Origin of the sequence: Klebsiella sp. MISC125, assembly GCF_051131775.1 — a bacterium.
Lineage (GTDB): Bacteria > Pseudomonadota > Gammaproteobacteria > Enterobacterales > Enterobacteriaceae > Klebsiella.
On record NZ_CP180448.1, the window covers coordinates 5721096 to 5744904 of the forward strand.

Below are 23809 nucleotides of genomic sequence, written 5' to 3' on the forward strand. Positions count from 1 at the left end.
AGCTCCATTGCGCGTTGTTCCCCCGGAGGCGGCGCTTGACGCGCCTTGTCCGGGCTACCCGTCCACAGACGGCGGTGAACCCGTAGCCCGGTCAGCGCAGCGCCACCGGGAAGATAATATGAAGCGCCATTGCGCGTTGTTCCCCCGGACAAGGCGCTTAACGCGCCTTGTCCGGGCTACCCGTCCACAGACGGCGGTGAACCCGTAGCCCGGTCAGCGCAGCGCCACCGGGAAGATAACCTGAAGCAACATTGTACGCTGTTTCCCCGGAGGCGGCGCTTGACGCGCCTTGTCCGGGCTACCCATCCGCAGATAACAGTGAACCAGTAGCCCGGCTAAGCGCAGCGCGAGCCGGGAGAAAAACGCAAAGCCGCCATCCGGCACAAATACCGCACAATAATTAACCATGCACCCACGCCGGCAGCCAGTCGCCGTGGCTGTCGATCAGGTCATCCACCAGCGCATAGATCTCTTCAATACCCAGCACCGCCGCCGTATGCGGGTCCATCATGGTCGCGTAATAGACGTAGTCACGGTTTTCGGTGAGGATCGCCTCGGTCAGCAGAGTCTGCACGTTGATGTTGGTTTGCATCATTGCCGCCAGATGAGCAGGCAGCTTGCCCACTTTGGTCGGCTGAATGCCGTTAGCATCCACCAGACAGGCCACTTCCACGCAGCACCCCTGCGGCAGATTGTCGACAAGATTATCGTTGCGCACGTTGCCGTACACCACGCTCGGCTCACCGGTCCAGATGGCGTTCATAATGGTGCTGGCGTATTCGCGCGACGGTTTCACCTCAATACGCTCGCTGGTTTTATACAGCTCCAGCTCCTTGTGCCAGTTTGCCACCTGCTCCACGCAGCGTTTCGGGTATTCGTCCAGCGGTATCTGATAACGCTCGATAAGGTCCTCACGCCCCGGTTTGATAAACCACGGGGTGTATTCGGCGAAGTGCTCGGAGGATTCCGTCACGAAGTAGCCGAGCTTTTTGAACATCTCGTAGCGCACGATATTCTGGCAGCGCGAATCCTCGCGGTGCTTCGGCGCGCGGCCCTCAGCAAACGCCTGCAACATCTCCGGATAAATACTGACGTAGCTGCCGTCACCAAGCTTTTTCTCCAGCGACAGATAAAAAGCCATATGGTTGATACCGGCGCAGCGGTAGCGTAAATCCGCCGGGTCGAGGTCCAGATCGTGGGCCAGCTCCTCCGCCGTCCCCTGCACCGAATGGCACAACCCAACCTGCTTAATATGCGGATAGCGGGCGTACATCGCCCAGGTATTCATTGCCATCGGGTTGACGTAGTTAAGCATCGTGGCGTTCGGGCAAACTTCAGTCATGTCGTCGCAAATGCGCCACAGGTGCGGAATGGTACGCAGCGCGCGCATGATCCCACCCGGGCCAAGGGTATCGGCAATGGTTTGCTCCAGGCCATGCAGCTTACAGACTTCAAAATCGGTCACCGTGCAGGGCTGATAGCCGCCGATCTGGAAGGCCACCACCACGAAATCCGCATCCTGTAGCGCCGCTTTCTGGTCGCGATAGCAGCTGATTTCTCCATCAGCGCCGAGTGAATCCATCAGTTTACGCACCACAGTATGTGACTCTTCCAGACGGGTCGCATCCCGATCCATCAGGGCAATATGCGCCGATTTCAGCGCCGGGCGTTGAAAAACATCACCGAGAATATTTTTGACGAACACCGTCGAACCGGCACCGATAAAGGTAATTTTTGGGGCAGACATAGGGCTCTCTCCATAAGGTCATTGAACGGTGACAGAGTGGCACGTCGGGCCTTTGCCGCGCTGCCCTGTTCCCCCTGGAGCATTCCCGGAAGCTCAGATCGACAATCTGCAAGCATAAAATATGAGGTTCTGGGAATAAATAGACGGAAAAGAAGAGAAAACGGGCCGTTATTTCGACTAAGATGAGGGCTCACTGGCGCAAAAATCGGCAAGTATGATGATTCAGGAATCCACATCATGATCGATAAATCCCACGCGGCGCAGCCTGCCGACTCCTATATGAGCAGTAGCGATGAGCATCAACCCCGCAGCCCGCTGGCGCTCTACTCTGAATATCAGCGGATGGATATCGAACTGCGCACGCCTTATGCGATGACCGCCAGCCACTGGCACGGTCAGGTGGAGGTAAACGTTCCCTTCGATGGCGATGTGGAATATCTGATCAACGATGAAGTAGTACGCATTAAGCAGGGCTATATCACATTGTTCTGGGCCTGCACGCCTCATCGGCTGACTCGTCCCGGCGACTGCAAGCAGATGGCTATCTTTAACCTGCCGATGCATCTGTTTTTGTCCTGGCCGCTGGACCGGGAGCTTATCAACCACGTCACTCACGGGATGGTGGTGAAATCGCTAGCCGCCCAGCAGTTGAGCGTGTTTGAAATCCAGCGCTGGCAGCATGAGCTGAACAGCAACAATGAACAGATCCGCCAGCTAGCGATCGATGAAATTGCCCTGATGCTCAAACGCCTGAGCCTCTCCGGCTGGCAGCCAATTCTGGTAAACAAAACCTCGCGTACGCACAAGAACAGCGTGTCGCGCCACGCCCAGTTTTACGTTAGCCAGATGCTGGAATATATCGCTGCCCATTACGATCAGGCGCTCACCGTCGACGACGTCGCCGAACACGTGAAGCTGAATGCCAACTACGCGATGGGGATTTTTCAGCGGGTGATGCAGCAGACCATGAAGCAGTACATTACGACGATGCGCATTAATCACGTTCGCGCTCTGCTCAGCGACACCGATAAAACCATTCTTGATATTGCCCTGGCCGCCGGTTTTCGCTCCAGCAGCCGCTTCTACAGCACCTTTAACAAGTATGTCGGCATGCCGCCGCAGCAGTATCGCAAGCTGAGCCAACAGCGTCGCCACAGCCTGCCGCCCGCCGAGTCATAAAAAATGCCGCCGGGGAAAGCCCGCGGCGGCATGATTCACAACGCTAACAGATTAGTCGTTAATACGCGGATGCTGATCCACCAGACGAGAACGTTTTTCCTGTAGGTCGGCGATTTCCTGATCGATATCTTCGATTTTATGCTCGATGTTATCGTAGTGCTCACCGAGGATTTCCTTCGCTTCCTGAATATCGGATGCCGCAGGCGTCGCCCCTTTCAACGGACGATTGGCGGTCTCTTTCATCGACAGGCCAGTAACCAGACCGATAACCGCAATCACCATCAGATAGTAAGCTGGCATCATCAGGTTCTGCGTGGTTTCCACCAGCCAGGCGGCCAGGGTTGGCGTCAGACCCGCAATCAGCACCGAGATGTTGAAGGCGCTGGCCAGGGCGCTAAAGCGAATATGGGTCGGGAACATCGCCGGCAGCGACGAAGCCATCACCCCGATAAAGCAGTTCAGGATCACCGCCAGCAACAGCAGACCGGCAAAAATCAGGCCGAGAACGTTACTGTTAATCAAGATAAAGGCCGGAATCGACAGCGCAAACAGCGCTACGCTACCCACCAGAATAAACGGGCGACGACCAAAGCGGTCGCTGAGCATACCGATAACCGGCTGCACAAACAGCATCCCGACCATAATCGCGATAATAATCAGCACCCCGTGATCTTCCGAATAGTGCAGGTTATGCGACAGGTAGCTCGGCATGTAGGTCAGCAGCATGTAGTAGGTGACGTTAGTGGAGATCACCAGACCGATACAGGTCAGCAGGCTGCGCCAGTGTTTGGTGGCGATTTCTTTAAACGAGACTTTTGGTCCTTCCTGCAGGCCTTCACGATCGCCCTGCTCCATGCTATCAACATGCTGCTGGAACGCCGGGGTCTCTTCCAGCGCGTGACGCAGATAAAGACCAATAAGCCCTAACGGCAGCGCCAGGAAGAACGGGATACGCCAGCCCCAGTCGAGGAAGTTCTCTTCGCCCACCACGCTGGAAATCAGCACCACCACGCCCGCGCCCATGACAAAACCGGCAATCGAACCAAAGTCCAGCCAGCTGCCCATAAAGCCACGCTTGCGGTCAGGCGAGTATTCAGCGACGAAGATTGATGCACCGGTATATTCCCCGCCTACCGAGAAGCCCTGCGCCATTTTACACAGCAGCAGCAGGATCGGTGCCCAGATACCAATGGTGGCATACGACGGAATAAGACCGATACAGAATGTACTTATCGACATAATGACGATAGTTATCGCCAGAATCTTTTGTCGGCCATATTTATCGCCCAGCATCCCGAAGAACAGGCCGCCTAGCGGACGAATTAAGAAGGGAACCGAGAATGTACCGAGTGCGGCAATCATCTGCACGCTGGGGTCTGCACCGGGGAAGAAGACTTTACCTAAGGCATACGCAACAAAACCATAAACCCCAAAATCGAACCATTCCATCGCGTTACCCAGCGAGGCTGCGGTAATCGCTTTCTTCAGTTTGCTGTCATCAATGATGGTCACATCCCGAAGCGTGATGGGCTTTACTTTTTTCCTTTTAAGCATAATTTTCCTCTTTTGCTCTCGCCTTGAGCGCACGAATCTCCGCCGAATGACAAGGTCATTCGCGTCATGCGTTGGGAGCAATTCATTGCTGTGCTCCACCTTTCAAGCGTAGCAGGTTTGCCTGCACTGTCTGCTGACAGTCTGTACAACCGAACCTGTTGACGCCTGCTCTGGCCATAAATGAATAAACGGAGTCGCTATAAGTATGGTGAATTTGCGATCTCGCCTTTTTACCCTAACAGCGTTTAATTATGGGATCAACTTCACAAAAATTTACCTACCCTTAAACAGAGTCACCCAAAACCAATAAGTTCAATGAATATTGGAAGTTAACGATACATTTCCGGAAATATCTGGCCGATTTTATGGAAATAACCTGGCGGTTTTTCGCGATATATATTTGCTTTCTTCCCCGAGAACGCCCGTAAAAAAGGCCCGACAAAAGTGCGGAATTGCGTTATAATCAGCGTTACTTTCGGCTATCAGCCGCCATTTAATGGACCAACGTCCTGTTTTATCCAGTAATCGCGAGGAACGTCATGTCACTGCCACACTGCCCAAAATGCCATTCTGAATACACTTATGAAGACAGCGGCATGTTTATCTGCCCGGAATGCGCCCACGAATGGAACAATGCCGAGCCTGCTGACGATAACGACGCGCTGATTGTCAAAGATGCCAACGGTAATTTACTGGCCGACGGCGATAGCGTTACCGTGGTGAAAGATCTGAAGGTTAAAGGTAGCTCTTCTATGCTGAAAATCGGCACAAAAGTGAAGAATATCCGCCTCGTTGAAGGCGATCATAATATTGACTGCAAAATCGATGGTTTTGGCCCGATGAAGTTAAAATCTGAATTTGTTAAAAAGAACTGATTTATTTCCTGCCCGGCGTCGCTATTATTCCCCAGCGCACGCCGTCGGGCGGGAATATATTTCTCGATAGAAAAATCTGAAAAGTGGTCATTATTCCCCGGTCACCCTACGCAGACCTGCTGGCGTATCTGGTATTCCGCCGCTGCCGCCTGGCTTAATTTTGCAATCCCCTTCTACGCTTAATGAGATATTCGTTACCCGAGGTAATGGTTATGCCCTTAAGTCCCTACATCGCTTTTAGCGGCAACTGCGCCGCAGCCATCGCGTTCTACCAGCAGGCATTGGGTGCTGAGCTCATCCACCAAATCACTTATGGCGAAATGCCGCAGGATATACAGGATGCCGAAGACGGTTGCCCTTCGGGCCAGCATCTCGCCGCCGACGGTATCGCCCACGCCAGCCTGCGCGTGGCGGACGGCATCCTGATGCTCAGCGACAGTCCCTCCAGCAAAACGGAGCGCTACGCCGGGTTTACCCTCGTGCTGGATCCAAAAGATATTGAGGAAGGTAAACGCTGGTTTGACTGCCTCGCCGACGGCGGGCAGATAGAGATGGTCTGGCAGGAAACCTTCTGGGCCCACGGTTTCGGTAAGGTGACCGACCGCTTCGGCGTCCCCTGGATGGTCAACGTGGTGAAAGAGCCTTGAAGCCTATATTTCCCCCCTCACCCTAACCCTCTCCCCAAAAGGGAGAGGGGATAGGACGGTACCATCTTCAGCTACTGAGCCGTTCTGTTAGCCCCGCAGGCAGACCACTCCGAACCCGCTTTTCTCCCTCTCCCTCCGGGAGAGGGCCGGGGTGAGGGTCAGCGCGCAGATATCCCCTCACCTTGTCATCTCACTGGCACCCACTCTTCATCCTCCGGTCATCATATTTTAACCGAAATGTAACAATAATCCGTCAGGATCGGCCCACGCTCAGAGGGGAAAACCTTCTTGTCCTTAGTGAGGCTCGATTGACATGTACTTATCCAGACATCCGACCAGTTACCCGACACGGTATCAGGAAATTGCCGCCAAACTTGAGCAAGAGCTTCGCCACCACTACCGCTGCGGCGACTATCTTCCCGCTGAGCAGCAGCTGGCGACCCGCTTCGAAGTCAACCGCCATACCCTGCGCCGGGCTATCGATCAGCTCGTTGATCGCGGCTGGGTCCAGCGCCGTCAAGGCATCGGCGTACTGGTGCTGATGCGCCCGATTGATTATCCGCTCAATGCCCAGGCACGCTTTAGCCAGAATCTTCTCGAACAGGGCAGCCATCCGACCAGCGAGAAGCTGCTGTCGGTCCTGCGCCCGGCCAGCAGTCACGTGGCCGAAGCCTTTGCCATTAACGAAGGCGATAACGTTATTCACCTGCGCACCCTGCGCCGCGTTAACGGCGTCGCCCTGTGCCTGATTGACCACTACTTTACCGACCTGCGCCTGTGGCCGGTGCTGCAAACCTTTACCCACGGCTCTCTCCATGACCTGCTGCGCGACCAGCTTGATATCGAGCTGACCCGCGTACGCACCAAAATCAGCGCCCGCCGCGCGCAGGCCAAAGAGAGCAAGATCCTCAACATTCCCAATATGGCGCCGCTGTTGTGCGTGCGCACGCTGAATCATCGTCAGAACGAACAGAGCGCGACGGAGTACTCCGTCAGCCTGACCCGCGCCGACATGATTGAATTCACGATGGAGCACTGAATGCACTTTGATACCGCTACCCGCCAGCGCTGGATGTCCGTGCTGGCCCACAGTGAACCACAAGAACTTGCTGCGCGGATGCAAACGCTAAACCTCGCGCCGCAGTATGAGCTGATTCGCACCCCGGAAACCGGCCTGGTGCAGCTACAGGCGCGCATGGGCGGCATCGGCGATCGTTTCTTTGCTGGTGATACCACATTAACTCGCGCCGCGATTCGCCTGGCCGACGGAACGCTCGGCTATAGCTGGATCCTGGGCCGCGACCGTCCGCACGCCGAACGCTGTGCGGCTATCGATGCCCTGATGCAGTCGCCACACCATTTTCACACCCTGATGGAAACCCTGATAACCCCGCTGGAAGAACAACGTAGCGCGCGCATTGAAGCCCGACGCGCCGAAGTCAACGCCAGCCGGGTCGACTTCTTTACTCTGGTTCGCGGAGATAACGCATGACATTACAACCCGCTTTTACCCTGGCTGTGCAGGACGCCCAACACAGTTTCCGCCGTCTGCTGAAAGCGATGAGCGAGCCGGGGGTGATCGTCTCCCTGCAACAGCTCCAGCATGGCTGGCAGCCGCTGAATATCGCCTCCACCAGCCTGCTGCTGACGCTGGTCGATCACGACACGCCGGTCTGGCTGGCTCCAGCGCTGCATAACGACCTCGTCGGGCAGAATTTACGCTTTCATACCGGCGCGCCGCTGGTTGAACAGCCGCAGCAGGCGACCTTCGCCATCGCCAACGACAGCATCAGCGCCGAACAGTTGAACGTACTTTCCTCCGGAACCGTCGTCGCCCCTGAAACTGGTGTGACGCTGATTGTCCAGCTTGCCAGCCTTAGCGGCGGACGCATGCTGCGTCTGACCGGCGCGGGTATCGCTGAAGAGCGCATGATCGCCCCGCAGCTGCCGGAATGCATTATTGAAGAGTTGACCGAGCGCCCGCACCCGTTCCCGCTGGGCATCGACCTGATCCTGACCTGCGGCGAACGGCTGCTGGCCATCCCACGCACCACCCATGTAGAGGTCTGCTAATGTACGTAGCCGTCAAAGGCGGTGAGAAGGCGATCGTCGCCGCTCACGCCCTACAGGAACATAAACGCCGGGGCGATGGACGGCTTGCGGAAATCAGCGTTGAACAGATTACCCAGCAGCTCAACCTGGCGGTGGACCGGGTGATGACCGAAGGCGGCATCGCCGACCGGGAGCTGGCGGCGCTGGCGCTGAAGCAGGCCAGCGGCGATAACGTTGAAGCCATCTTTCTGCTACGCGCTTACCGCACCACGCTGCAAAGGCTGGCGGTCAGCGAGCCCGTCGATACCGCCAATATGCGCCTTGAGCGCCGAATTTCGGCGGTCTATAAAGATATCCCCGGCGGCCAGATGCTCGGCCCGACCTACGATTACACCCATCGCCTGCTCGATTTTACCCTGCTGGCTAACGGCGAAACGCCGACGCTGGCGGCCAACAGCGCACCACAGGAACCGACGCCGCACGTCTTTAATCTGCTGGTCCAGCAAGAACTGGCAAAAGCCGAGCAAGACAGCAACGCGCAGCCCGATGACATCACCCGCCATCCGCCGGTTTATCCCTGTTCGCGCTCGTCGCGCCTGCAACAGCTGGTGCGCGGCGACGAAGGCTATCTGCTGGCGATGGCCTACTCCACCCAGCGCGGCTACGGGCGCAATCACCCGTTTGCTGGCGAAATCCGTAGCGGCTACGTCGCGGTGGAAATTACCCCTGAAGAGCTGGGATTCACTGTCAATATCGGTGAACTGCTGATGACCGAATGTGAAATGGTTAACGGCTTTGTCGACCCGCAGGATGAGCCGCCGCACTTTACCCGCGGCTACGGCCTGACGTTTGGCATGAGCGAGCGCAAAGCGATGGCGATGGCGTTGGTGGACCGCGCGCTCCAGGCGCCGGAGTATGGCGAAGAGGTGGCTGGCCCCGCCCAGGACGAAGAGTTTGTGCTGGCTCATGCCGATAACGTCGAGGCCGCCGGTTTCGTTTCGCACCTCAAACTTCCCCACTATGTCGATTTCCAGGCCGAACTGGCGCTACTCAAACGCCTGCAACGGGAGAATCCACGTGGCTAACGCGCTGACCGGTTACAACTTTGCTTATCTCGACGAACAGACCAAACGCATGATCCGCCGCGCTATTCTCAAAGCGGTGGCGATCCCCGGTTACCAGGTGCCGTTCGGCGGACGCGAAATGCCAATGCCCTACGGTTGGGGAACCGGCGGTATTCAGCTTACCGCCAGCGTCATTGGTGAAAATGACGTGCTGAAGGTCATCGATCAGGGCGCCGACGACACCACCAACGCGGTGTCGATTCGCCAGTTTTTCAAGCGCGTCACCGGCGTCGCCACCACCGAATGCACCGAAGACGCCACGCTGATCCAGACCCGTCACCGGATCCCGGAAACGCCGCTGGCTGAAGATCAGATCCTGATCTTCCAGGTGCCGATCCCGGAGCCGCTGCGTTTTATCGAGCCGCGCGAAACTGAGACCCGCACCATGCACGCGCTGGAGGAGTACGGCGTGATGCAGGTGAAGCTGTACGAGGACATCGCCCGTTTCGGCCATATCGCCACCACCTACGCCTATCCGGTAAAGGTCAATGGCCGTTACGTGATGGACCCGTCGCCGATTCCTAAATTCGATAATCCGAAGATGCATATGATGCCTGCGCTACAGCTGTTTGGTGCCGGGCGCGAAAAACGCATCTACGCGGTGCCACCCTATACCCCGGTGGAAAGCCTCGATTTCGACGATCACCCTTTTACCGTTCAGGAGTGGGATGAGCCGTGCGCCATCTGCGGGTCGCGCCATAGCTATCTTGATGAAGTGGTGCTCGACGACAGCGGCAAACGAATGTTTGTCTGCTCCGATACCGACTATTGCCGCCAACAGAGCGAGGCGCAGAAAAAATGAGTCATCCGTTACTGGCGGTCAATAACCTGACCCACCTTTATGCGCCGGGCAAAGGCTTCAGCGATGTGTCGTTTGAACTGTGGCCGGGCGAAGTGCTGGGTATCGTCGGCGAATCAGGTTCGGGGAAAACCACTCTGCTGCAGGCGATTTCCGCCCGCTTGACGCCGCAGCAGGGCGAAGTGCTGTATCAGAGTCGTTCGCTGTACGCGATGAGCGAAGCGGATCGCCGTCGCCTGCTGCGCACCGAATGGGGCGTAGTGCATCAGCATCCGATGGATGGCCTGCGCCGCCAGGTGTCGGCGGGAGGCAATATCGGCGAGCGCCTGATGGCGACCGGCGCGCGGCACTACGGTGATATTCGCGCCACCGCCGAGCAGTGGTTGCAGGAGGTAGAGATCCCGCCTTCACGCATTGACGACCTGCCCACCACCTTTTCCGGCGGCATGCAGCAGCGTTTGCAGATCGCTCGTAATCTGGTGACCCAGCCGAAGCTGGTGTTTATGGATGAGCCTACTGGCGGGCTGGATGTTTCGGTACAGGCGCGCCTGCTCGACCTGCTGCGTGGTCTGGTGGTAGAGCTGAACCTGGCGGTGGTGATTGTGACCCATGACCTCGGCGTCGCCCGCCTGCTGGCTAACCGCCTGCTGGTGATGAAGCAGGGTCAGGTGGTGGAAAGCGGCTTAACCGACCGGGTGCTCGACGATCCGCATCACCCCTACACCCAGCTGCTGGTGTCGTCGGTATTGCAGAACTGATGTTGCTGTTGCCCGGCGGCGCTTCGCTTGCACGGGCCTACGAATAGCGCACCTGTAGGCCGGGTAAGGCGCAGCGAACGGTAGCCCGGACAGGCGCACCGCGCCGCCTCCGGGAATTCCCTGGTCCGCGACGCTAACTGGAACCACTGAATCGGTAGCCCGGATAAGGCGTTTACGCCGCGATCCGGGGAAACTCAGGCACGATGAGGCAACAAATGAACGCCATCCGCGTTGAAAACGTATATAAAACCTTTGTTCTGCACCAGCAGCACGGCGCTCGTCTGCCGGTTCTCGCCGACGCCTCGCTAACCGTTAACACCGGTGAATGCGTGGTGCTGCACGGCCACTCCGGCAGCGGAAAATCAACCCTGCTGCGCTCGCTGTACGCCAACTACCTGCCCGATAGCGGCCACATCCATATTCGCCACGGCGACGAATGGGTCGATCTGGTCAGCGCCTCGGCGCGTAAAGTGCTGGAAGTCCGTAAAACCACCATCGGCTGGGTCAGTCAGTTTTTGCGGGTGATCCCGCGCATCTCGGCTCTCGACGTGGTGATGCAGCCGCTGCTCGAACTGGGTATTCCGCACGAAGAGAGCGCCGCAAGGGCCGCCCGCTTGCTGACGCGCCTGAACGTCCCTGAACGCCTGTGGCACCTGGCTCCTTCCACCTTTTCCGGCGGCGAACAGCAGCGCGTCAACATCGCCCGCGGCTTCGCGGTCGATTACCCGATTTTGCTCCTCGACGAACCTACTGCCTCGCTGGACACGAAAAACAGCGCTGCGGTAGTGGAACTGATTAACGAAGCTAAAGCGCGCGGCGCGGCCATCGTCGGCATTTTTCACGATGAGGCAACGCGTAATCAGGTCGCCGACCGCCTGCACCCTATGGGGATTTCAGCATGATTATCAATAATGTAAAGCTGGTCCTCGAAGATGAGGTGATCAACGGTTCGCTGGAAGTGCAGGATGGCAGAATTTCTGCCTTTGCCGAAAGCCAGAGTCGCCTGGCAGAAGCGATTGACGGCGAAGGCGGCTGGCTGCTGCCGGGGCTGATTGAACTGCATACCGACAATCTGGACAAGTTTTTCACCCCGCGTCCCAAGGTGGACTGGCCCGCCCACTCGGCGATGAGCAGCCACGACGCGCTGATGATCGCCAGCGGCATCACCACCGTGCTGGATGCCGTCGCCATTGGTGACGTGCGCGATGGTGGCGACCGTCTGGAGAATCTGGAAAAGATGATCAATGCCGTGGAAGAGACGCAAAAACGCGGCCTCAACCGCGCCGAGCACCGGCTGCATCTGCGCTGCGAGCTGCCGCATCACACCACTCTGCCGCTGTTTGAGAAGCTGGTTAGCCGCGAGCCGGTAAGCATGGTCTCCCTGATGGATCACTCACCGGGCCAGCGCCAGTACGCCGACCGCAGCAAATATCGCGACTACTACCAGGGGAAATATCATCTGACCAACGAAGAGATGGATAAATTCGAAGAGGAGCAGATGGCGCTGGCGGCGGCCTGGTCACAGCCCAACCGGCAAACCATCGCCGCCATGTGCCGCGAGCGCAATATCGCGCTGGCCAGCCACGACGACGCCACCCATGAACATGTGGTCGAATCGCACCAGCTTGGCAGCGTGATCGCCGAATTTCCTACCACATTAGCCGCAGCGCAGGCATCGCGTCAGCACGGGATGAACGTCCTGATGGGCGCGCCGAACATCGTGCGTGGCGGCTCGCATTCAGGCAATGTCGCCGCTCATCACCTGGCGAGCAACGGCCTGCTGGATATTCTCTCTTCCGACTATTATCCCGCCAGCCTGCTGGATGCCGCTTTCCGCATCGCCGATGACGACGGCAACGCGTTTACCCTCGCCCAGGCTATTCGTCTGGTGAGCAAAAACCCCGCGCAGGCGCTGGGGCTACACGATCGCGGCGCGATTGCCGAAGGTAAGCGCGCGGATCTGGTGCTGGCACACCGTCGCGGCGAGCATGTCCATATCGATAACGTCTGGCGTCAAGGTAAGAGGGTCTTTTAATGGCAGGGAAACTGATTTGGCTGGTCGGCCCATCCGGCTCCGGCAAAGATAGCCTGCTGGCGGCGCTGCGCCAGCGCGAACACCCGCAGCTACTGGTGGCGCACCGTTACATTACTCGCCCGCACAATGCGGGCTGTGAGAACCATATTGCCCTCAGCGAGCATGAGTTTTTCACCCGCGCCGAGCAGCATCTGTTTGCGCTTAGCTGGCACGCCAATAACAATTACTACGGCATTGGCATCGAGATTGACCTGTGGCTGCACGCCGGGTTTGACGTCGTCGCTAACGGCTCCCGCGCTCATCTGGCTCAGGCAAAAACGCGCTATGCTGACGCCCTGCTGCCCATCTGTTTGCAGGTTTCGCCAGAAGTACTGCGTCAACGTCTGGAGCAGCGCGGGCGAGAGAACGAAACGGAGATCGCTCAGCGGCTGGAGCGCGCGGCACGTTATACGCCGAGCGCGTGCCTAACCCTCAACAACGATGGTCGCCTGAGCCAGTCGGTGGATGCCCTGGTGTCGCTGATCCGCGTTCACGGCAACCGACGCGAACAGCAGCTTGCCTGAATGACGCGAGGTGAAAACATGAGCCTGACTATCCGCTTAACCGGCACCGGCGGTGCGCAGCTGGTGCCGGTTTTCGGCTGCGATTGCCCCGCCTGCCGCCGCGCCCGCAGCGACGAGACTCATCGCCGTCGCCCCTGTAGCGCGGTGGTCAAATTCAACAGCGCGGTAACGCTGCTCGATGCCGGGCTGCCGGATCTGATGGAGCAGTGGCCTGCCGGTAGCTTTCAGCAGTTTTTGCTCACCCATTATCATATGGATCATGTTCAGGGCCTGTTCCCGCTACGCTGGGGCGTGGGCAAGCCTATTACGGTCTACGGCCCGCCTGATGAACAGGGCTGCGATGACCTGTTTAAGCATCCGGGGCTGCTCGATTTTAGCCACACCGTCGAGCCGTTTGTCATGTTTGAGCTGCAAGGACTACGCGTGACCCCGCTGCCGCTAAACCACTCAAAACTGACTTTCGGCTATCTGCTGGAGGCAGCCCATAGCCGGGTTGCCTGGCTGTCCGACACCACCGCCCTGCCGGAAAAAACGCTGAAGTTCCTGCTTAACAATCAGCCGCAGCTGATCATCATCGACTGTAGCCACGAGCCGCGCCCGCAGCCGCCGCGCAACCACTGCGATCTCAACACCGTGCGGGCGATTAATCAGGTGATTGGCTGCCCGCGAGTGATCCTCACCCATATCAGCCATCAGTTCGATGCGTGGATGATGGCGCATTCTCTGCCTGCGGGGTTTGAAGCGGGGTTTGACGGAATGGAAATTGTGCTGGATTAAGCGCACTTCATCGTCTCTTCACTTACCGTCGCTACCTTCCTTTCAGACTTAACCATCTGAAGGGAATCATATGAGCACAACGCGCCCCATCTTTCATCATGCCTGCTGGTTTGCATTACTGGGACCCTATGTTGGCGTACTGTGGGCGATTGTCGCCATCACATTACAATCTCGAAATCCGTCATTCAGCTTTCTGTGGGACATTGTCACCATGCTGCCGGTTTTTCTCATCATCACATGGTTGATTGGCGTCGTCCCTGCGCTGTTAGCGGGCATTGCCATTGCCTGTTTACCTGCGGAAATCTACGCGTTTCACTATCGGCGTATCCTCGCCAGCGCAATAATCGGCGTGGCCATTAGCGCGGCAGCCGTGATATTAGCGATGCTGCTTCTTTCCAACCCAAACCTTAAAAATTTTATCCTCATCTTCCATGACAACGATTTCAGGACAATTGCGGGTTCAGGCCTGTTTTCCGGTCTTGTCATGGGATGGCTGATACCTTATCTGCCGGGAATGAAATCGGAGGAAAACGCTGGATAAACGGTTCCCGGCAGCGTTAACATAACGACGTTTTACTCTCCGTATTATCGCGGCTGCTGAACCCGATTAATCTGAGAGAGAAAACATAATGGAAACAACCCGTAACCGGGACTGGCGCATTGCGCAAAAGCAGCGCAATAAGTCTCGCGATGTTCACACCGCCCTTTTACGTTTTCGTAGTGAAAAAAACTGGAAGCTGCTCTATATGCGTTCAGAAAAATTGCTACGGGCCGCACAGCTGGGAATGGAATATCCCCGTAAAACCCGTCGCCAATTGGCGCACCAAGGAATAGAAGAGCTGTTATCAAATTGATCAACGTGCTTTTTGTTTGTAGCCGCAATCAATGGCGAAGCCCTACGGCGGAACAGGTGTTCCGCCGTTATCCTGGTATGAACGTTCGCTCTGCGGGCACCAGTCGGAACGCCAGAAAACCTCTATCCCCGGAACTCCTCAATTGGGCGGATATCATCTGCGTGATGGAGCAAAAACATAAAAATCGTCTTGTCGCCGAATATCGTCGTCTGGTCGAAAATAAACCGCTTTACGTGCTGGATATCCCCGACGACTATCGCTATATGGACCCCGAACTCGTCGCGCTGCTGGAAGAGGTTGTCCCCACCCTGCCCGAACTAAACTCACTTTAGACCGCCGCTTCACCCTGACTTCATTCTCACTTCACAATAATGAAATACCTTTTCTGAAGGACAAAAAAAACTCAGGGAAAGGAAATGACGACAACACGACGAATTATTCACCATGCTGGCTGGTTTACATTGCTGGGGCCATCATGCGCTGGTTTGCCGGTTGCGATCATTTCAATCGTCGCCATCGCATTGCAGTATCACGAGTCACCGGGCGTCTTTCTTCGGAATATTGTCTCCATGCTGCCCTTCTTGCTTATCGTGACATGGTTAATCGGCGCCCTCCCTGCTCTGCTGACGGGTATTGCCGTCGCCTGCCTGCCTACATACATTTACGCGTTCCACTACAGGCGCACACTCGCCAGTGCGGCAATCGGTCTGGGGATTAGCGTGATGGCGGCAATATTAAGCGTGTTACTTTTTACTGATAGAGATCTTCTGCACTTTATCCTGAATGAAGAGGTTTTCTGGATTTTTACTGGCTCAGGTCTACTTGCCGGGATGATTATGGGGTGGCTGATACCTTATCTGCCGGGGATGAAGTCGGAGGAAAGCGCCTGATGAATAAATTTCTCCACCATATTTGCTGGTACGTGGGACTTGGGCCGTTAATACCGCTGCCGCTACTCCTGTTTTTTCCCAGGGGCACCTCAATTGACGAACTCCTCAGCCATCTCCCTGAGATAATATCCCTCACCTGGGGTATTGGCTTTTTACCCGCATTGTTAACCGGTATTTTTATGGCCATCCTGTCAGGGCAAGTTTATCGCATCTGGTTTTGGCGTTTATTGACCGGGGGAATAGCGGGCGTTGTGATAACGGCTATTTGTTGCGGCATCATTGGCGCATTTATCCCGATGCTTTTCTATTTAATCCCGCTGTTACTTATCTCGGCGCTGCTGTCCGGCATCGTTATGGGGCTGATCGTTCCCTGGCTACCGCCGCGAGTCGCCCCACATCAATAATCATCATCCAGCCGACGCTGATCGCTCTCCAGTTGCCGACGATCCTGGTCCAGTTGGCGCTGACGATCGTCAAGCTGGCGGCGACGATCCTCAATTTGCCGTTGCCTGTCGTCATACTGCCGCTGGCGATCGCTGTTTTGCTGACGGCTGCCCTGATAGCGCCCGTCATCATAATCATCATCCGAACGGCTATCGCTGGGGTGATAAGCATCATTAATGGCCTGCTGAATATTGCCAATGGCGTCGTCAATAATATCAGCGTGCGCCAGCGGGTTGACCAGCGCCAGAGCGCAGAAAAGCAAAGCGGTAGAGTAACGTTTCATAAAGCCAGTCTCATCGGTGGGCTGGCTCTACGTTAATCAACGGCTATCATCGCGAGTAGCGGAGGAATCTCAAATCCGCTGTTGTTCAATCGCGCCGATAGCATCTACCCGCCCCTGATGACGCCCCCCTTCAAACTCGGCTGCCAGCCAGGCATCGACGATCATTTTCGCCAGTTCAAGACCAATCACCCGCGAACCAAAAGCCAGGATATTGCTGTCATTATGCTGGCGTGAAAGCTGCGCGGAATAAGGCTCGCTGCACACGACGGCGCGAATACCGGGGTGTTTATTAGCGGCGATAGAGATGCCGACGCCGGTACCGCAGATAAGAATTCCGCCGTCCACTTCCCCGGCGGCAACGGCCTGAGCGACGGCGCTGGCGTAGCGCGGATAGTCGGTGCGCTCCGTTGACCATGCTCCTTTATCCACGACCTCGATACCGCGCTGGTGCAGGTGCGCCAGAATATCGTCTTTCAGGATAAACCCGACGTGATCGCAGCCAAATGCAATCCTTTTCATACATAGCCTCGCCTGTTGTTAACTTTACGAATATAGGTTGTCTTGTGATTTAAACGGCAACTTTTGCCGATTTAAACAGCAAACCCACCGTCATCTGCGCCTGTTCTACACGGCGTCATTTCACAAATCAAGTGTAAAAAACATTTACTCCGAGTATTTTCAATTTTTATAACGTTAAAATAAACAACATAACTAAATGATTTTTATACATTTAAATCATAAATCCATTTTTTAAAGATTCAATAAAACTTCACAAAATACAAAACTTTATAAAAATACATTTTTTGTGAAGTTGATTGTATCTTTTCTGTTTTGCCTGTGGTGATATAGTGGCGTCTTCATTTTATGGACAAAGAGAAAGCGATGAGTCAGTCAGAATCCAGTTCGCTCCCCAACGGTATCGGCCTCGCCCCCTGGCTTCGCATGAAGCAGGAAGGTATGACCGAAAACGAAAGCCGAATCGTCGAATGGTTGCTTAAGCCCGGCAATCTGAGCGATGCGCCAGCTATAAAGGATGTCGCGGAAGCGCTGTCAGTATCCGAAGCCATGATCGTGAAGGTTTCTAAACTGTTGGGCTTTAGCGGTTTTCGTAACCTGCGCAGCGCGCTGGAAGCGTATTTTTCGCAATCTGAACAGGTCCTCCCGGCAGAGCTCTCTTTTGATGAAGCGCCGCAGGACGTGGTGAACAAGGTGTTTAACATCACCCTGCGCACCATTATGGAAGGCCAGTCGATCGTCAACGTTGATGAGATTCACCGTGCGGCGCGCTTCTTTGCCCAGGCCAATCAGCGCGACCTGTACGGCGCGGGCGGCTCTAACGCCATCTGTGCTGATGTGCAGCACAAATTTTTACGCATCGGCGTGCGCTGCCAGACTTATCCGGACGCGCATATCATGATGATGTCCGCGTCGCTGCTGAAAGAAGGCGACGTAGTGCTAGTAGTTTCCCACTCCGGGCGCACCAGCGATATTAAATCGGCCGTAGAACTCGCGAAGAAGAATGGGGCGAAAATTATTTGTATCACCCACAGCTACCATTCGCCGATTGCCAAATTATCTGATTTTATTATTTGTTCGCCAGCACCAGAAACACCTTTATTGGGACGAAACGCCTCAGCGCGTATATTACAACTGACACTATTAGATGCGTTCTTTGTTTCAGTTGCACAACTAGATATTGAGCAAGCGAATTTAAATATGCAAAAAACCGGCGCAATTGTTAATTTCTTTTCACCAGGCGCGCTGAAGTAAATAAAAAGCTGATCCCACATCAGTGGGATCAATAAAACTGTACCTTACACCGAGAGTATTGATATGAATAAATATCTGAAAATTTTCAGCGGTACGCTCATGGGCGTCATGTTATCCACCAGCGCCTTTGCCGCCGCCGATTACGCTGTCGTATTAAAAACATTATCCAACCCATTTTGGGTTGATATGAAAAAAGGTATTGAAGACGAAGCGAAAACGCTGGGTGTGAGCGTCGATATTTTCGCCTCCCCTTCGGAAGGCGATTTCCAGTCGCAGCTGCAGCTATTTGAAGACCTGAGCAACAAAAACTACAAAGGTATCGCCTTTGCGCCGCTCTCCTCCGTAAACCTGGTGATGCCAGTGGCTAAAGCCTGGAAAAAGGGCATCTATCTGGTCAACCTCGATGAAAAAATCGATATGGACAACCTGAAGAAAGCCGGCGGCAACGTGGAAGGGTTTGTCACCACCGACAACGTGGCGGTCGGGGCAAAAGGCGCAGACTTTATCATCGACAAACTGGGCGCTGAAGGCGGCGAAGTCGCTATTATCGAAGGCAAAGCCGGTAACGCGTCCGGTGAAGCTCGTCGTAACGGCGCCACCGAAGCCTTCAAAAAAGCCAGCCAGATCAAGCTAGTTGCCAGCCAACCCGCCGACTGGGACCGTATTAAAGCACTGGATGTTGCGACTAACGTGTTGCAGCGTAACCCGAACGTCAAAGCGATTTACTGCGCTAACGACACCATGGCAATGGGCGTCTCGCAAGCCGTCGCTAACGCTGGCAAAACGGGCAAAATTCTGGTCGTCGGCACCGATGGCATTCCGGAAGCGCGCAAGATGGTCGAAGCCGGGCAGATGACGGCTACCGTCGCGCAGAACCCGGCGGATATTGGCGCAACCGGTCTTAAGCTGATGGTCGAAGCCGAGAAGAGCGGCAAGGTGATCCCGCTGGATAAAGCCCCGCAATTTAAGCTGGTGGATTCTATTCTGGTGACGAAATAATTTAGGTTTCTTGCGGTCTGGTGCCCTCACCCCAACCCTCTCCCACAGGGAGAGGGAGAAGGGCAGACCGCGCCAAACTCACCAATAGCGCCAGGCGGGTTAGGGTGAGGGGAAGACAGCACGTTCCCAGTAATAGGTAATAAAGGAAATTCTCTATGCTCACGCCATATATTTCGATGGCGGGGATCGGCAAATCCTTTGGTCCGGTTCACGCATTAAAATCGGTTGATTTAACTGTTTACCCTCACGAAATACATGCGTTATTAGGGGAAAATGGTGCCGGTAAATCAACGCTGATGAAAGTTCTGTCGGGAATACATGAACCGACCAAAGGCACCATTACCATTAATAACGTCAACTACGACAAGCTGGACCATAAATTAGCGGCCCAGCTCGGCATCGGTATTATTTATCAAGAACTCAGCGTTATTGATGAATTAACGGTGCTGGAAAATTTATATATTGGTCGTCACCTGACGAAAAAAGTCTGCGGCGTCAATATTATCGACTGGCGAGAAATGCGCGTACGGGCGGCAATGATGCTGCTGCGCGTTGGATTAAAAGTCGGCCTGGACGAGAAAGTGGCGAACCTGTCCATCAGCCACAAACAGATGCTGGAAATCGCCAAGACGCTGATGCTCGACGCCAAAGTACTGATTATGGATGAACCCACCTCTTCGCTGACCAATAAAGAGGTGGATTACCTGTTTCTGATCATGAACCAACTGCGCAAAGAGGGCACCGCCATCGTGTATATCTCGCACAAGCTGGCGGAAATTCGCCGCATCTGCGATCGCTATACGGTGATGAAAGACGGCAGCAGCGTGTGTAGTGGGATGGTCAGCGAAGTGAATAATGACGACATCGTGCGCCTGATGGTCGGTCGCGAGCTACAGAACCGCTTTAACGCCATGAAAGAGAGTACCGGCAACATCGTGCGCAAAACGGTCTTCGAAGTGAAAAACGTCACCAGCCACGACAAGAAAAAAGTTCGCGATATCTCCTTTAGCGTCAATCGCGGTGAAATTCTCGGCTTTGCCGGTCTGGTGGGCTCCGGGCGCACTGAATTGATGAACTGCCTGTTCGGTGTCGATAAGCGCGCAGGCGGCAAAATCTACCTGAATGGCAAAGAGATCTCCCCTCGCTCGCCGCTGGACGCTTTAAAGAAAGGCATGGGCTACATCACCGAAAGTCGCCGGGAAAACGGCTTTTTCCCCAATTTTTCCATCGCCCAGAATATGGCGGTCAGCCAGAGCCTCAAGCGCGGCGGTTACAAAGGCGCAATGGGGCTATTTCACGAAAGCAGTGAACACAAAACGGCCGAAGAGCAGCGCCAGCTGCTGGGGCTGAAGTGTCATTCCGTCGATCAGAATATTGGCGAGCTTTCCGGCGGAAACCAGCAAAAAGTGCTGATATCCAAATGGTTATGCTGCAACCCCGAAGTCATTATTTTCGATGAGCCAACGCGCGGTATCGACGTCGGCGCAAAAGCCGAAATTTATAAAGTGATGCGCCAGCTGGCCGATGACGGAAAAGTCATCCTGATGGTGTCGTCCGAACTTCCTGAAATTATCGCCGTCTGCGACCGCATTGCCGTGTTCTGCGAAGGGCGACTGACGCAAATCCTGACCAATCGCGACGATCTGAGCGAAGAGGAGATTATGGCATGGGCACTACCACAAGAGTGAAAGGCGACATGGACGAGAAAAAACCGTTTAACTTCGCGCTGTTCTGGGATAAATACGGCACCTTTTTTATCCTCGCAACCATCGTCGCGATATTTGGCACCCTGTCGTCGGAGTATTTCCTGACGACCAACAATATTACGCAGATCTTCGTGCAGAGTTCGGTGACCGTGCTGATCGGCATGGGCGAATTCTTCGCGATCCTCGTCGCCGGGATCGACCTGTCGGTCGGAGCGATCCTCGCGCTCTCCGGGATGGTTACCGCCAAGCTGATGCTGGCGGGCGTCGATCCGTTTCTTGCGGCGCTGATTGGCGGTGTGCTGGTGGGCGGTGCGCTGGGGGCGATTAACGGCTGCCTGGTCAACTGGACCGGTCTGCATCCGTTTATTATCACCCTTGGCACCAACGCTATTTTCCGCGGCATTACGCTGGTGATTTCCGATGCCAACTCGGTGTACGGCTTCTCATTTGGCTTCGTTAACTTCTTTGCCGCCACGCCGTTGGGCATTCCAGTACCGGTCATTTTCTCGCTGATTGTGGCGGTTTTGCTGTGGTTTTTGACCACACGTACCCGCCTGGGACGCAATATCTATGCGCTGGGCGGCAACAAAAACTCCGCGTTCTACTCCGGTATCGACGTCAAATTCCACATGCTGCTGGTGTTTATTATCTCCGGCGTTTGCGCTGGCCTTGCGGGCGTGGTTTCTACGGCACGTCTCGGCGCGGCGGAACCGCTGGCGGGCATGGGCTTTGAAACGTACGCCATCGCCAGCGCCATTATCGGCGGCACCAGCTTCTTCGGCGGCAAGGGACGCATCTTCTCAGTGGTCATTGGCGGCTTAATCATCGGCACCATCAACAACGGACTGAATATTCTGCAAGTACAAACCTACTACCAACTGGTGGTGATGGGCGGATTAATCATCGCGGCTGTCGCTCTCGACCGTCTTATCAGTAAGTAAGGAATTTATAATGAAAATTGCTCCCTCTTTAATGTGTATGGATCTGCTGAAATTCAAAGAACAGATCGAGTTTATCGACCAGCACGCAGACTATTTTCACATCGACATTATGGACGGCCATTTTGTACCGAACCTGACGCTGTCGCCATTTTTCGTCAGCCAGGTGAAGCGGCTGGCCAGCAAACCGCTGGACTGCCACCTGATGGTTACCCGTCCGCAGGATTACATCAGCCAGTTGGCGCAGGCGGGCGCGGACTTTATCACCCTGCACCCGGAGACCATCAACGGCCAGGCTTTCCGCCTGATTGAGGAAATCCGCCGCCACGGTATGAAAGTTGGGCTGATCCTCAACCCGGAAACCCCGGTTGAGACCATGAAGTACTATATTCATAAAGCCGACAAAATCACGGTGATGACCGTCGATCCAGGCTTCGCCGGACAGCCGTTTATCCCGGAAATGCTGGAGAAAATCGCTGAGTTGAAAGCCTGGCGCGAGCGCGAAGGACTGAGCTACGAAATCGAAATTGACGGCTCCTGCAACAAAGCCACCTACGAAAAACTGATGGCGGCGGGCGCAGATGTCTTTATCGTCGGCACGTCCGGTCTCTTTAACCATGGTGACAACATCCATGACGCGTGGCAGGTGATGGCGGAGCAGATCCTGGCGGCGAAAAACGAGGTACTGCCTCATGCAAAAACAGCTTAACGTCGTCGCGGGCGTGGATATGGGGGCGACCCATATCCGTTTTTGCCTGCAAACGGCGCAGGGCGAAGCGCTGCACTGCGAAAAGCTGCGCACTGCGGACGTTATCGCCGCCGATGGCCTGGTCAGCGGTATTCAAAACCTGCTACAGCGACAGCTTGCCAACCACTCTGCCCACTGTTGTGGGCTGGTGATGGGCTTTCCGGCTCTGGTGGCGAAAGACAAACGCACGATTATCTCTACCCCCAATCTGCCTCTGACCACCGACGATCTGTATAACCTGGCCGACCGGCTGGAAGCAGCATTAGGCTGCCCGGTGGAATTTTCCCGCGACGTTAATTTGCAGCTCTCGTTTGACGTCCAGGAAAATGGTCTGCAAGAGCAGGAGGTGCTGGCGGCTTATCTCGGTACCGGAATGGGCTTCGCTATCTGGCTGAACGGCGCGCCGTGGACCGGGGCGCACGGCGTGGCGGGCGAACTGGGGCACATTCCACAGGGCGATGACGCTCTCACCTGCGGCTGCGGTAATCCCGGCTGTCTGGAGACCGTCTGCTCCGGCATTGCGCTTAAGCGCTGGTACGAACAGGAGCCGAGGGCTTATGAACTTGGCGAGCTGTTTATTCACGCCGTACAGGAACCGTTTGTCCAGACGTTGTTGAACCACGCCGCTCGCGCCATCGCCACCAGTATCAACCTGTTCGACCCCGACGCGGTGATCCTCGGCGGCGGCGTGATGGACATGCCCGCCTTTCCGCGCGATGCGCTAATCGAAATGGTCAAAACCTACGTTCGCCGTCCTCTGCCGTACCAGGCGCTGCGCTTTATTGCAGCATCCTCATCGGCCTTTAACGGCGCACAGGGCGCGGCGGCGCTGGCCCGCAGCCGTTATTCACCTCTGCTTGTAACAGCTTAATTTATTAACGTTGAACCTGATGTCAGCAAATTCGGTATCGGATTCAACGTTTCATGAAATATTACATTCAACAAAATAAATTCTGCGCTGTTAAACATATCAAACACAATTATATCCATTATTCATCCCTCCGTATTTCGCACAAATACCTTATAAAAATAGTTAACTACCTCACACTTCTTATTCTGAAAAAATA

Annotated in this window: 29 protein-coding genes; 24 read left to right on the top strand and 5 right to left on the bottom strand. The window is 55.4% G+C overall.

Annotated elements, in window-relative coordinates; all coding sequences use genetic code 11:
* Positions 1 to 213: 213 nt before the first annotated feature.
* Together ACMYSL_RS26785 and ACMYSL_RS26790 are read right to left on the bottom strand one after the other, a co-directional pair.
* Entirely contained in the window at positions 214 to 408 is a 195-nt protein-coding gene (locus ACMYSL_RS26785; protein WP_434660550.1) for a hypothetical protein, read from the bottom strand.
* Positions 401 to 1747, bottom strand: coding sequence for an alpha-glucosidase/alpha-galactosidase (locus tag ACMYSL_RS26790; RefSeq protein WP_304255223.1), 1347 nt, complete (start codon positions 1745 to 1747; stop codon positions 401 to 403). The genes ACMYSL_RS26785 and ACMYSL_RS26790 overlap by 8 nt, the downstream gene beginning before the upstream one ends.
* A gap of 237 nt (positions 1748 to 1984) precedes the next feature.
* Here ACMYSL_RS26790 and melR point away from each other — a divergent pair, with 237 nt between their 5' ends.
* Positions 1985 to 2926: a transcriptional regulator MelR gene (gene melR, locus ACMYSL_RS26795; protein WP_434660552.1), complete on the top strand. Its 942-nt coding sequence runs from the start codon at positions 1985 to 1987 to the stop codon at positions 2924 to 2926.
* 51 nt (positions 2927 to 2977) lie between these two features.
* Here melR and proP read toward each other — a convergent pair whose 3' ends face one another.
* Positions 2978 to 4480 carry a glycine betaine/L-proline transporter ProP gene (gene proP / locus ACMYSL_RS26800; protein ID WP_434660554.1) on the bottom strand — a complete coding sequence of 501 codons (1503 nt, stop codon included), beginning with the start codon at positions 4478 to 4480 and terminating at the stop codon, positions 2978 to 2980.
* Positions 4481 to 5019: 539 nt separating this feature from the next.
* On the opposite strand from proP, the gene ACMYSL_RS26805 reads away from it, so the two are divergent.
* The 17 genes from ACMYSL_RS26805 (at position 5020) to ACMYSL_RS26885 (ending at position 16258) form a co-directional block, all read left to right on the top strand.
* On the top strand, positions 5020 to 5355 hold the full coding sequence (locus ACMYSL_RS26805; protein WP_139540880.1) for a zinc ribbon domain-containing protein YjdM: 336 nt from the start codon (positions 5020 to 5022) through the stop codon (positions 5353 to 5355).
* Positions 5356 to 5567: 212 nt separating this feature from the next.
* Positions 5568 to 6002, top strand: a complete 435-nt coding sequence (yjdN, locus tag ACMYSL_RS26810) for a VOC family metalloprotein YjdN (protein ID WP_434660556.1) — start codon at positions 5568 to 5570, stop codon at positions 6000 to 6002.
* A 313-nt stretch (positions 6003 to 6315) separates the two neighbouring features.
* The gene (gene phnF / locus ACMYSL_RS26815) at positions 6316 to 7041 is read left to right on the top strand and encodes a phosphonate metabolism transcriptional regulator PhnF (RefSeq protein WP_434660558.1); all 726 of its coding nucleotides are present in this window, start codon (positions 6316 to 6318) and stop codon (positions 7039 to 7041) included.
* The gene (gene phnG / locus ACMYSL_RS26820; protein WP_110274526.1) at positions 7042 to 7494 is read left to right on the top strand and encodes a phosphonate C-P lyase system protein PhnG; all 453 of its coding nucleotides are present in this window, start codon (positions 7042 to 7044) and stop codon (positions 7492 to 7494) included.
* Positions 7491 to 8075 carry a phosphonate C-P lyase system protein PhnH gene (gene phnH / locus ACMYSL_RS26825; protein WP_434660561.1) on the top strand — a complete coding sequence of 195 codons (585 nt, stop codon included), beginning with the start codon at positions 7491 to 7493 and terminating at the stop codon, positions 8073 to 8075. Before phnG ends, phnH begins: the two co-directional genes overlap by 4 nt.
* Positions 8075 to 9139 carry a carbon-phosphorus lyase complex subunit PhnI gene (locus ACMYSL_RS26830; protein ID WP_434660563.1) on the top strand — a complete coding sequence of 355 codons (1065 nt, stop codon included), beginning with the start codon at positions 8075 to 8077 and terminating at the stop codon, positions 9137 to 9139. Before phnH ends, ACMYSL_RS26830 begins: the two co-directional genes overlap by 1 nt.
* A complete protein-coding gene (locus tag ACMYSL_RS26835) occupies positions 9132 to 9980 on the top strand; it encodes an alpha-D-ribose 1-methylphosphonate 5-phosphate C-P-lyase PhnJ (protein ID WP_434660565.1) in 849 nt (282 codons plus the stop codon). Before ACMYSL_RS26830 ends, ACMYSL_RS26835 begins: the two co-directional genes overlap by 8 nt.
* Positions 9977 to 10735, top strand: a complete 759-nt coding sequence (gene phnK / locus ACMYSL_RS26840) for a phosphonate C-P lyase system protein PhnK (RefSeq protein ID WP_181483976.1) — start codon at positions 9977 to 9979, stop codon at positions 10733 to 10735. The genes ACMYSL_RS26835 and phnK overlap by 4 nt, the downstream gene beginning before the upstream one ends.
* A 215-nt stretch (positions 10736 to 10950) precedes the next feature.
* Positions 10951 to 11637 (top strand): phosphonate C-P lyase system protein PhnL, encoded by a 687-nt coding sequence (gene phnL / locus ACMYSL_RS26845; protein ID WP_434660567.1) that lies wholly within the window; start codon positions 10951 to 10953, stop codon positions 11635 to 11637.
* The gene (gene phnM / locus ACMYSL_RS26850; RefSeq protein WP_434660569.1) at positions 11634 to 12770 is read left to right on the top strand and encodes an alpha-D-ribose 1-methylphosphonate 5-triphosphate diphosphatase; all 1137 of its coding nucleotides are present in this window, start codon (positions 11634 to 11636) and stop codon (positions 12768 to 12770) included. The genes phnL and phnM overlap by 4 nt, the downstream gene beginning before the upstream one ends.
* Entirely contained in the window at positions 12770 to 13333 is a 564-nt protein-coding gene (phnN, locus tag ACMYSL_RS26855) for a ribose 1,5-bisphosphokinase (RefSeq protein WP_434660571.1), read from the top strand. Before phnM ends, phnN begins: the two co-directional genes overlap by 1 nt.
* Before the next feature lie 18 nt (positions 13334 to 13351).
* Positions 13352 to 14110 carry a phosphonate metabolism protein PhnP gene (gene phnP, locus ACMYSL_RS26860; protein ID WP_434660573.1) on the top strand — a complete coding sequence of 253 codons (759 nt, stop codon included), beginning with the start codon at positions 13352 to 13354 and terminating at the stop codon, positions 14108 to 14110.
* 70 nt (positions 14111 to 14180) lie between these two features.
* Positions 14181 to 14651 (top strand): hypothetical protein, encoded by a 471-nt coding sequence (locus tag ACMYSL_RS26865; RefSeq protein ID WP_434660575.1) that lies wholly within the window; start codon positions 14181 to 14183, stop codon positions 14649 to 14651.
* Positions 14652 to 14739: 88 nt separating this feature from the next.
* Complete coding sequence (locus tag ACMYSL_RS26870) at positions 14740 to 14964, top strand: hypothetical protein (RefSeq protein ID WP_182235679.1); 225 nt, start codon at positions 14740 to 14742, stop codon at positions 14962 to 14964.
* Positions 14964 to 15296, top strand: coding sequence for a low molecular weight protein tyrosine phosphatase family protein (locus tag ACMYSL_RS26875; protein ID WP_182240607.1), 333 nt, complete (start codon positions 14964 to 14966; stop codon positions 15294 to 15296). The genes ACMYSL_RS26870 and ACMYSL_RS26875 overlap by 1 nt, the downstream gene beginning before the upstream one ends.
* Positions 15297 to 15380: 84 nt before the next feature.
* The gene (locus ACMYSL_RS26880; RefSeq protein WP_228727456.1) at positions 15381 to 15854 is read left to right on the top strand and encodes a hypothetical protein; all 474 of its coding nucleotides are present in this window, start codon (positions 15381 to 15383) and stop codon (positions 15852 to 15854) included.
* The gene (locus ACMYSL_RS26885; RefSeq protein ID WP_434660578.1) at positions 15854 to 16258 is read left to right on the top strand and encodes a hypothetical protein; all 405 of its coding nucleotides are present in this window, start codon (positions 15854 to 15856) and stop codon (positions 16256 to 16258) included. The genes ACMYSL_RS26880 and ACMYSL_RS26885 overlap by 1 nt, the downstream gene beginning before the upstream one ends.
* Here the strand turns inward: ACMYSL_RS26885 and yjdP are convergent.
* Together yjdP and rpiB are read right to left on the bottom strand one after the other, a co-directional pair.
* Entirely contained in the window at positions 16252 to 16581 is a 330-nt protein-coding gene (gene yjdP / locus ACMYSL_RS26890) for a DDRRRQL repeat protein YjdP (protein ID WP_434660580.1), read from the bottom strand. The genes ACMYSL_RS26885 and yjdP overlap by 7 nt on opposite strands.
* Positions 16582 to 16650: 69 nt before the next feature.
* Positions 16651 to 17100 (bottom strand): bifunctional allose-6-phosphate isomerase/ribose-5-phosphate isomerase RpiB, encoded by a 450-nt coding sequence (gene rpiB, locus ACMYSL_RS26895; protein WP_434660583.1) that lies wholly within the window; start codon positions 17098 to 17100, stop codon positions 16651 to 16653.
* A gap of 363 nt (positions 17101 to 17463) precedes the next feature.
* Between rpiB and ACMYSL_RS26900 the strand changes: the two genes are divergently transcribed.
* The 6 genes from ACMYSL_RS26900 (at position 17464) to alsK (ending at position 23613) form a co-directional block, all read left to right on the top strand.
* Positions 17464 to 18351 carry a MurR/RpiR family transcriptional regulator gene (locus ACMYSL_RS26900; protein WP_110274538.1) on the top strand — a complete coding sequence of 296 codons (888 nt, stop codon included), beginning with the start codon at positions 17464 to 17466 and terminating at the stop codon, positions 18349 to 18351.
* Positions 18352 to 18414: 63 nt separating this feature from the next.
* Entirely contained in the window at positions 18415 to 19350 is a 936-nt protein-coding gene (alsB, locus tag ACMYSL_RS26905) for a D-allose transporter substrate-binding protein (protein ID WP_182235675.1), read from the top strand.
* Positions 19351 to 19505: 155 nt separating this feature from the next.
* The gene (gene alsA, locus ACMYSL_RS26910; RefSeq protein ID WP_434660587.1) at positions 19506 to 21038 is read left to right on the top strand and encodes a D-allose ABC transporter ATP-binding protein AlsA; all 1533 of its coding nucleotides are present in this window, start codon (positions 19506 to 19508) and stop codon (positions 21036 to 21038) included.
* Positions 21017 to 21997, top strand: coding sequence for a D-allose ABC transporter permease (gene alsC, locus ACMYSL_RS26915; RefSeq protein WP_434660589.1), 981 nt, complete (start codon positions 21017 to 21019; stop codon positions 21995 to 21997). The genes alsA and alsC overlap by 22 nt, the downstream gene beginning before the upstream one ends.
* A 10-nt stretch (positions 21998 to 22007) precedes the next feature.
* Positions 22008 to 22703, top strand: coding sequence for a D-allulose 6-phosphate 3-epimerase (gene alsE, locus ACMYSL_RS26920; RefSeq protein WP_304255186.1), 696 nt, complete (start codon positions 22008 to 22010; stop codon positions 22701 to 22703).
* Positions 22687 to 23613: an allose kinase gene (gene alsK, locus ACMYSL_RS26925; protein WP_434660592.1), complete on the top strand. Its 927-nt coding sequence runs from the start codon at positions 22687 to 22689 to the stop codon at positions 23611 to 23613. Before alsE ends, alsK begins: the two co-directional genes overlap by 17 nt.
* Positions 23614 to 23809 lie beyond the last annotated feature (196 nt).

Coding starts and splice junctions, on each gene's coding strand:
- phnL (WP_434660567.1), top strand. CDS start 10,951: ATGAACGCCATCCGCGTTGAAAACGTATATAAAACCTTTGTTCTGCAC.
- phnP (WP_434660573.1), top strand. CDS start 13,352: ATGAGCCTGACTATCCGCTTAACCGGCACCGGCGGTGCGCAGCTGGTG.
- alsB (WP_182235675.1), top strand. CDS start 18,415: ATGAATAAATATCTGAAAATTTTCAGCGGTACGCTCATGGGCGTCATG.
- ACMYSL_RS26805 (WP_139540880.1), top strand. CDS start 5,020: ATGTCACTGCCACACTGCCCAAAATGCCATTCTGAATACACTTATGAA.
- ACMYSL_RS26865 (WP_434660575.1), top strand. CDS start 14,181: ATGAGCACAACGCGCCCCATCTTTCATCATGCCTGCTGGTTTGCATTA.
- yjdP (WP_434660580.1), bottom strand. CDS start 16,581: ATGAAACGTTACTCTACCGCTTTGCTTTTCTGCGCTCTGGCGCTGGTC.
- phnM (WP_434660569.1), top strand. CDS start 11,634: ATGATTATCAATAATGTAAAGCTGGTCCTCGAAGATGAGGTGATCAAC.
- alsC (WP_434660589.1), top strand. CDS start 21,017: ATGGGCACTACCACAAGAGTGAAAGGCGACATGGACGAGAAAAAACCG.
- ACMYSL_RS26880 (WP_228727456.1), top strand. CDS start 15,381: ATGACGACAACACGACGAATTATTCACCATGCTGGCTGGTTTACATTG.
- melR (WP_434660552.1), top strand. CDS start 1,985: ATGATCGATAAATCCCACGCGGCGCAGCCTGCCGACTCCTATATGAGC.
- alsE (WP_304255186.1), top strand. CDS start 22,008: ATGAAAATTGCTCCCTCTTTAATGTGTATGGATCTGCTGAAATTCAAA.
- phnH (WP_434660561.1), top strand. CDS start 7,491: ATGACATTACAACCCGCTTTTACCCTGGCTGTGCAGGACGCCCAACAC.
- phnF (WP_434660558.1), top strand. CDS start 6,316: ATGTACTTATCCAGACATCCGACCAGTTACCCGACACGGTATCAGGAA.
- ACMYSL_RS26785 (WP_434660550.1), bottom strand. CDS start 408: ATGGTTAATTATTGTGCGGTATTTGTGCCGGATGGCGGCTTTGCGTTT.
- ACMYSL_RS26790 (WP_304255223.1), bottom strand. CDS start 1,747: ATGTCTGCCCCAAAAATTACCTTTATCGGTGCCGGTTCGACGGTGTTC.
- phnN (WP_434660571.1), top strand. CDS start 12,770: ATGGCAGGGAAACTGATTTGGCTGGTCGGCCCATCCGGCTCCGGCAAA.
- alsA (WP_434660587.1), top strand. CDS start 19,506: ATGCTCACGCCATATATTTCGATGGCGGGGATCGGCAAATCCTTTGGT.
- ACMYSL_RS26900 (WP_110274538.1), top strand. CDS start 17,464: ATGAGTCAGTCAGAATCCAGTTCGCTCCCCAACGGTATCGGCCTCGCC.
- rpiB (WP_434660583.1), bottom strand. CDS start 17,100: ATGAAAAGGATTGCATTTGGCTGCGATCACGTCGGGTTTATCCTGAAA.
- ACMYSL_RS26870 (WP_182235679.1), top strand. CDS start 14,740: ATGGAAACAACCCGTAACCGGGACTGGCGCATTGCGCAAAAGCAGCGC.
- phnK (WP_181483976.1), top strand. CDS start 9,977: ATGAGTCATCCGTTACTGGCGGTCAATAACCTGACCCACCTTTATGCG.
- yjdN (WP_434660556.1), top strand. CDS start 5,568: ATGCCCTTAAGTCCCTACATCGCTTTTAGCGGCAACTGCGCCGCAGCC.
- proP (WP_434660554.1), bottom strand. CDS start 4,480: ATGCTTAAAAGGAAAAAAGTAAAGCCCATCACGCTTCGGGATGTGACC.
- ACMYSL_RS26830 (WP_434660563.1), top strand. CDS start 8,075: ATGTACGTAGCCGTCAAAGGCGGTGAGAAGGCGATCGTCGCCGCTCAC.
- phnG (WP_110274526.1), top strand. CDS start 7,042: ATGCACTTTGATACCGCTACCCGCCAGCGCTGGATGTCCGTGCTGGCC.
- alsK (WP_434660592.1), top strand. CDS start 22,687: ATGCAAAAACAGCTTAACGTCGTCGCGGGCGTGGATATGGGGGCGACC.
- ACMYSL_RS26885 (WP_434660578.1), top strand. CDS start 15,854: ATGAATAAATTTCTCCACCATATTTGCTGGTACGTGGGACTTGGGCCG.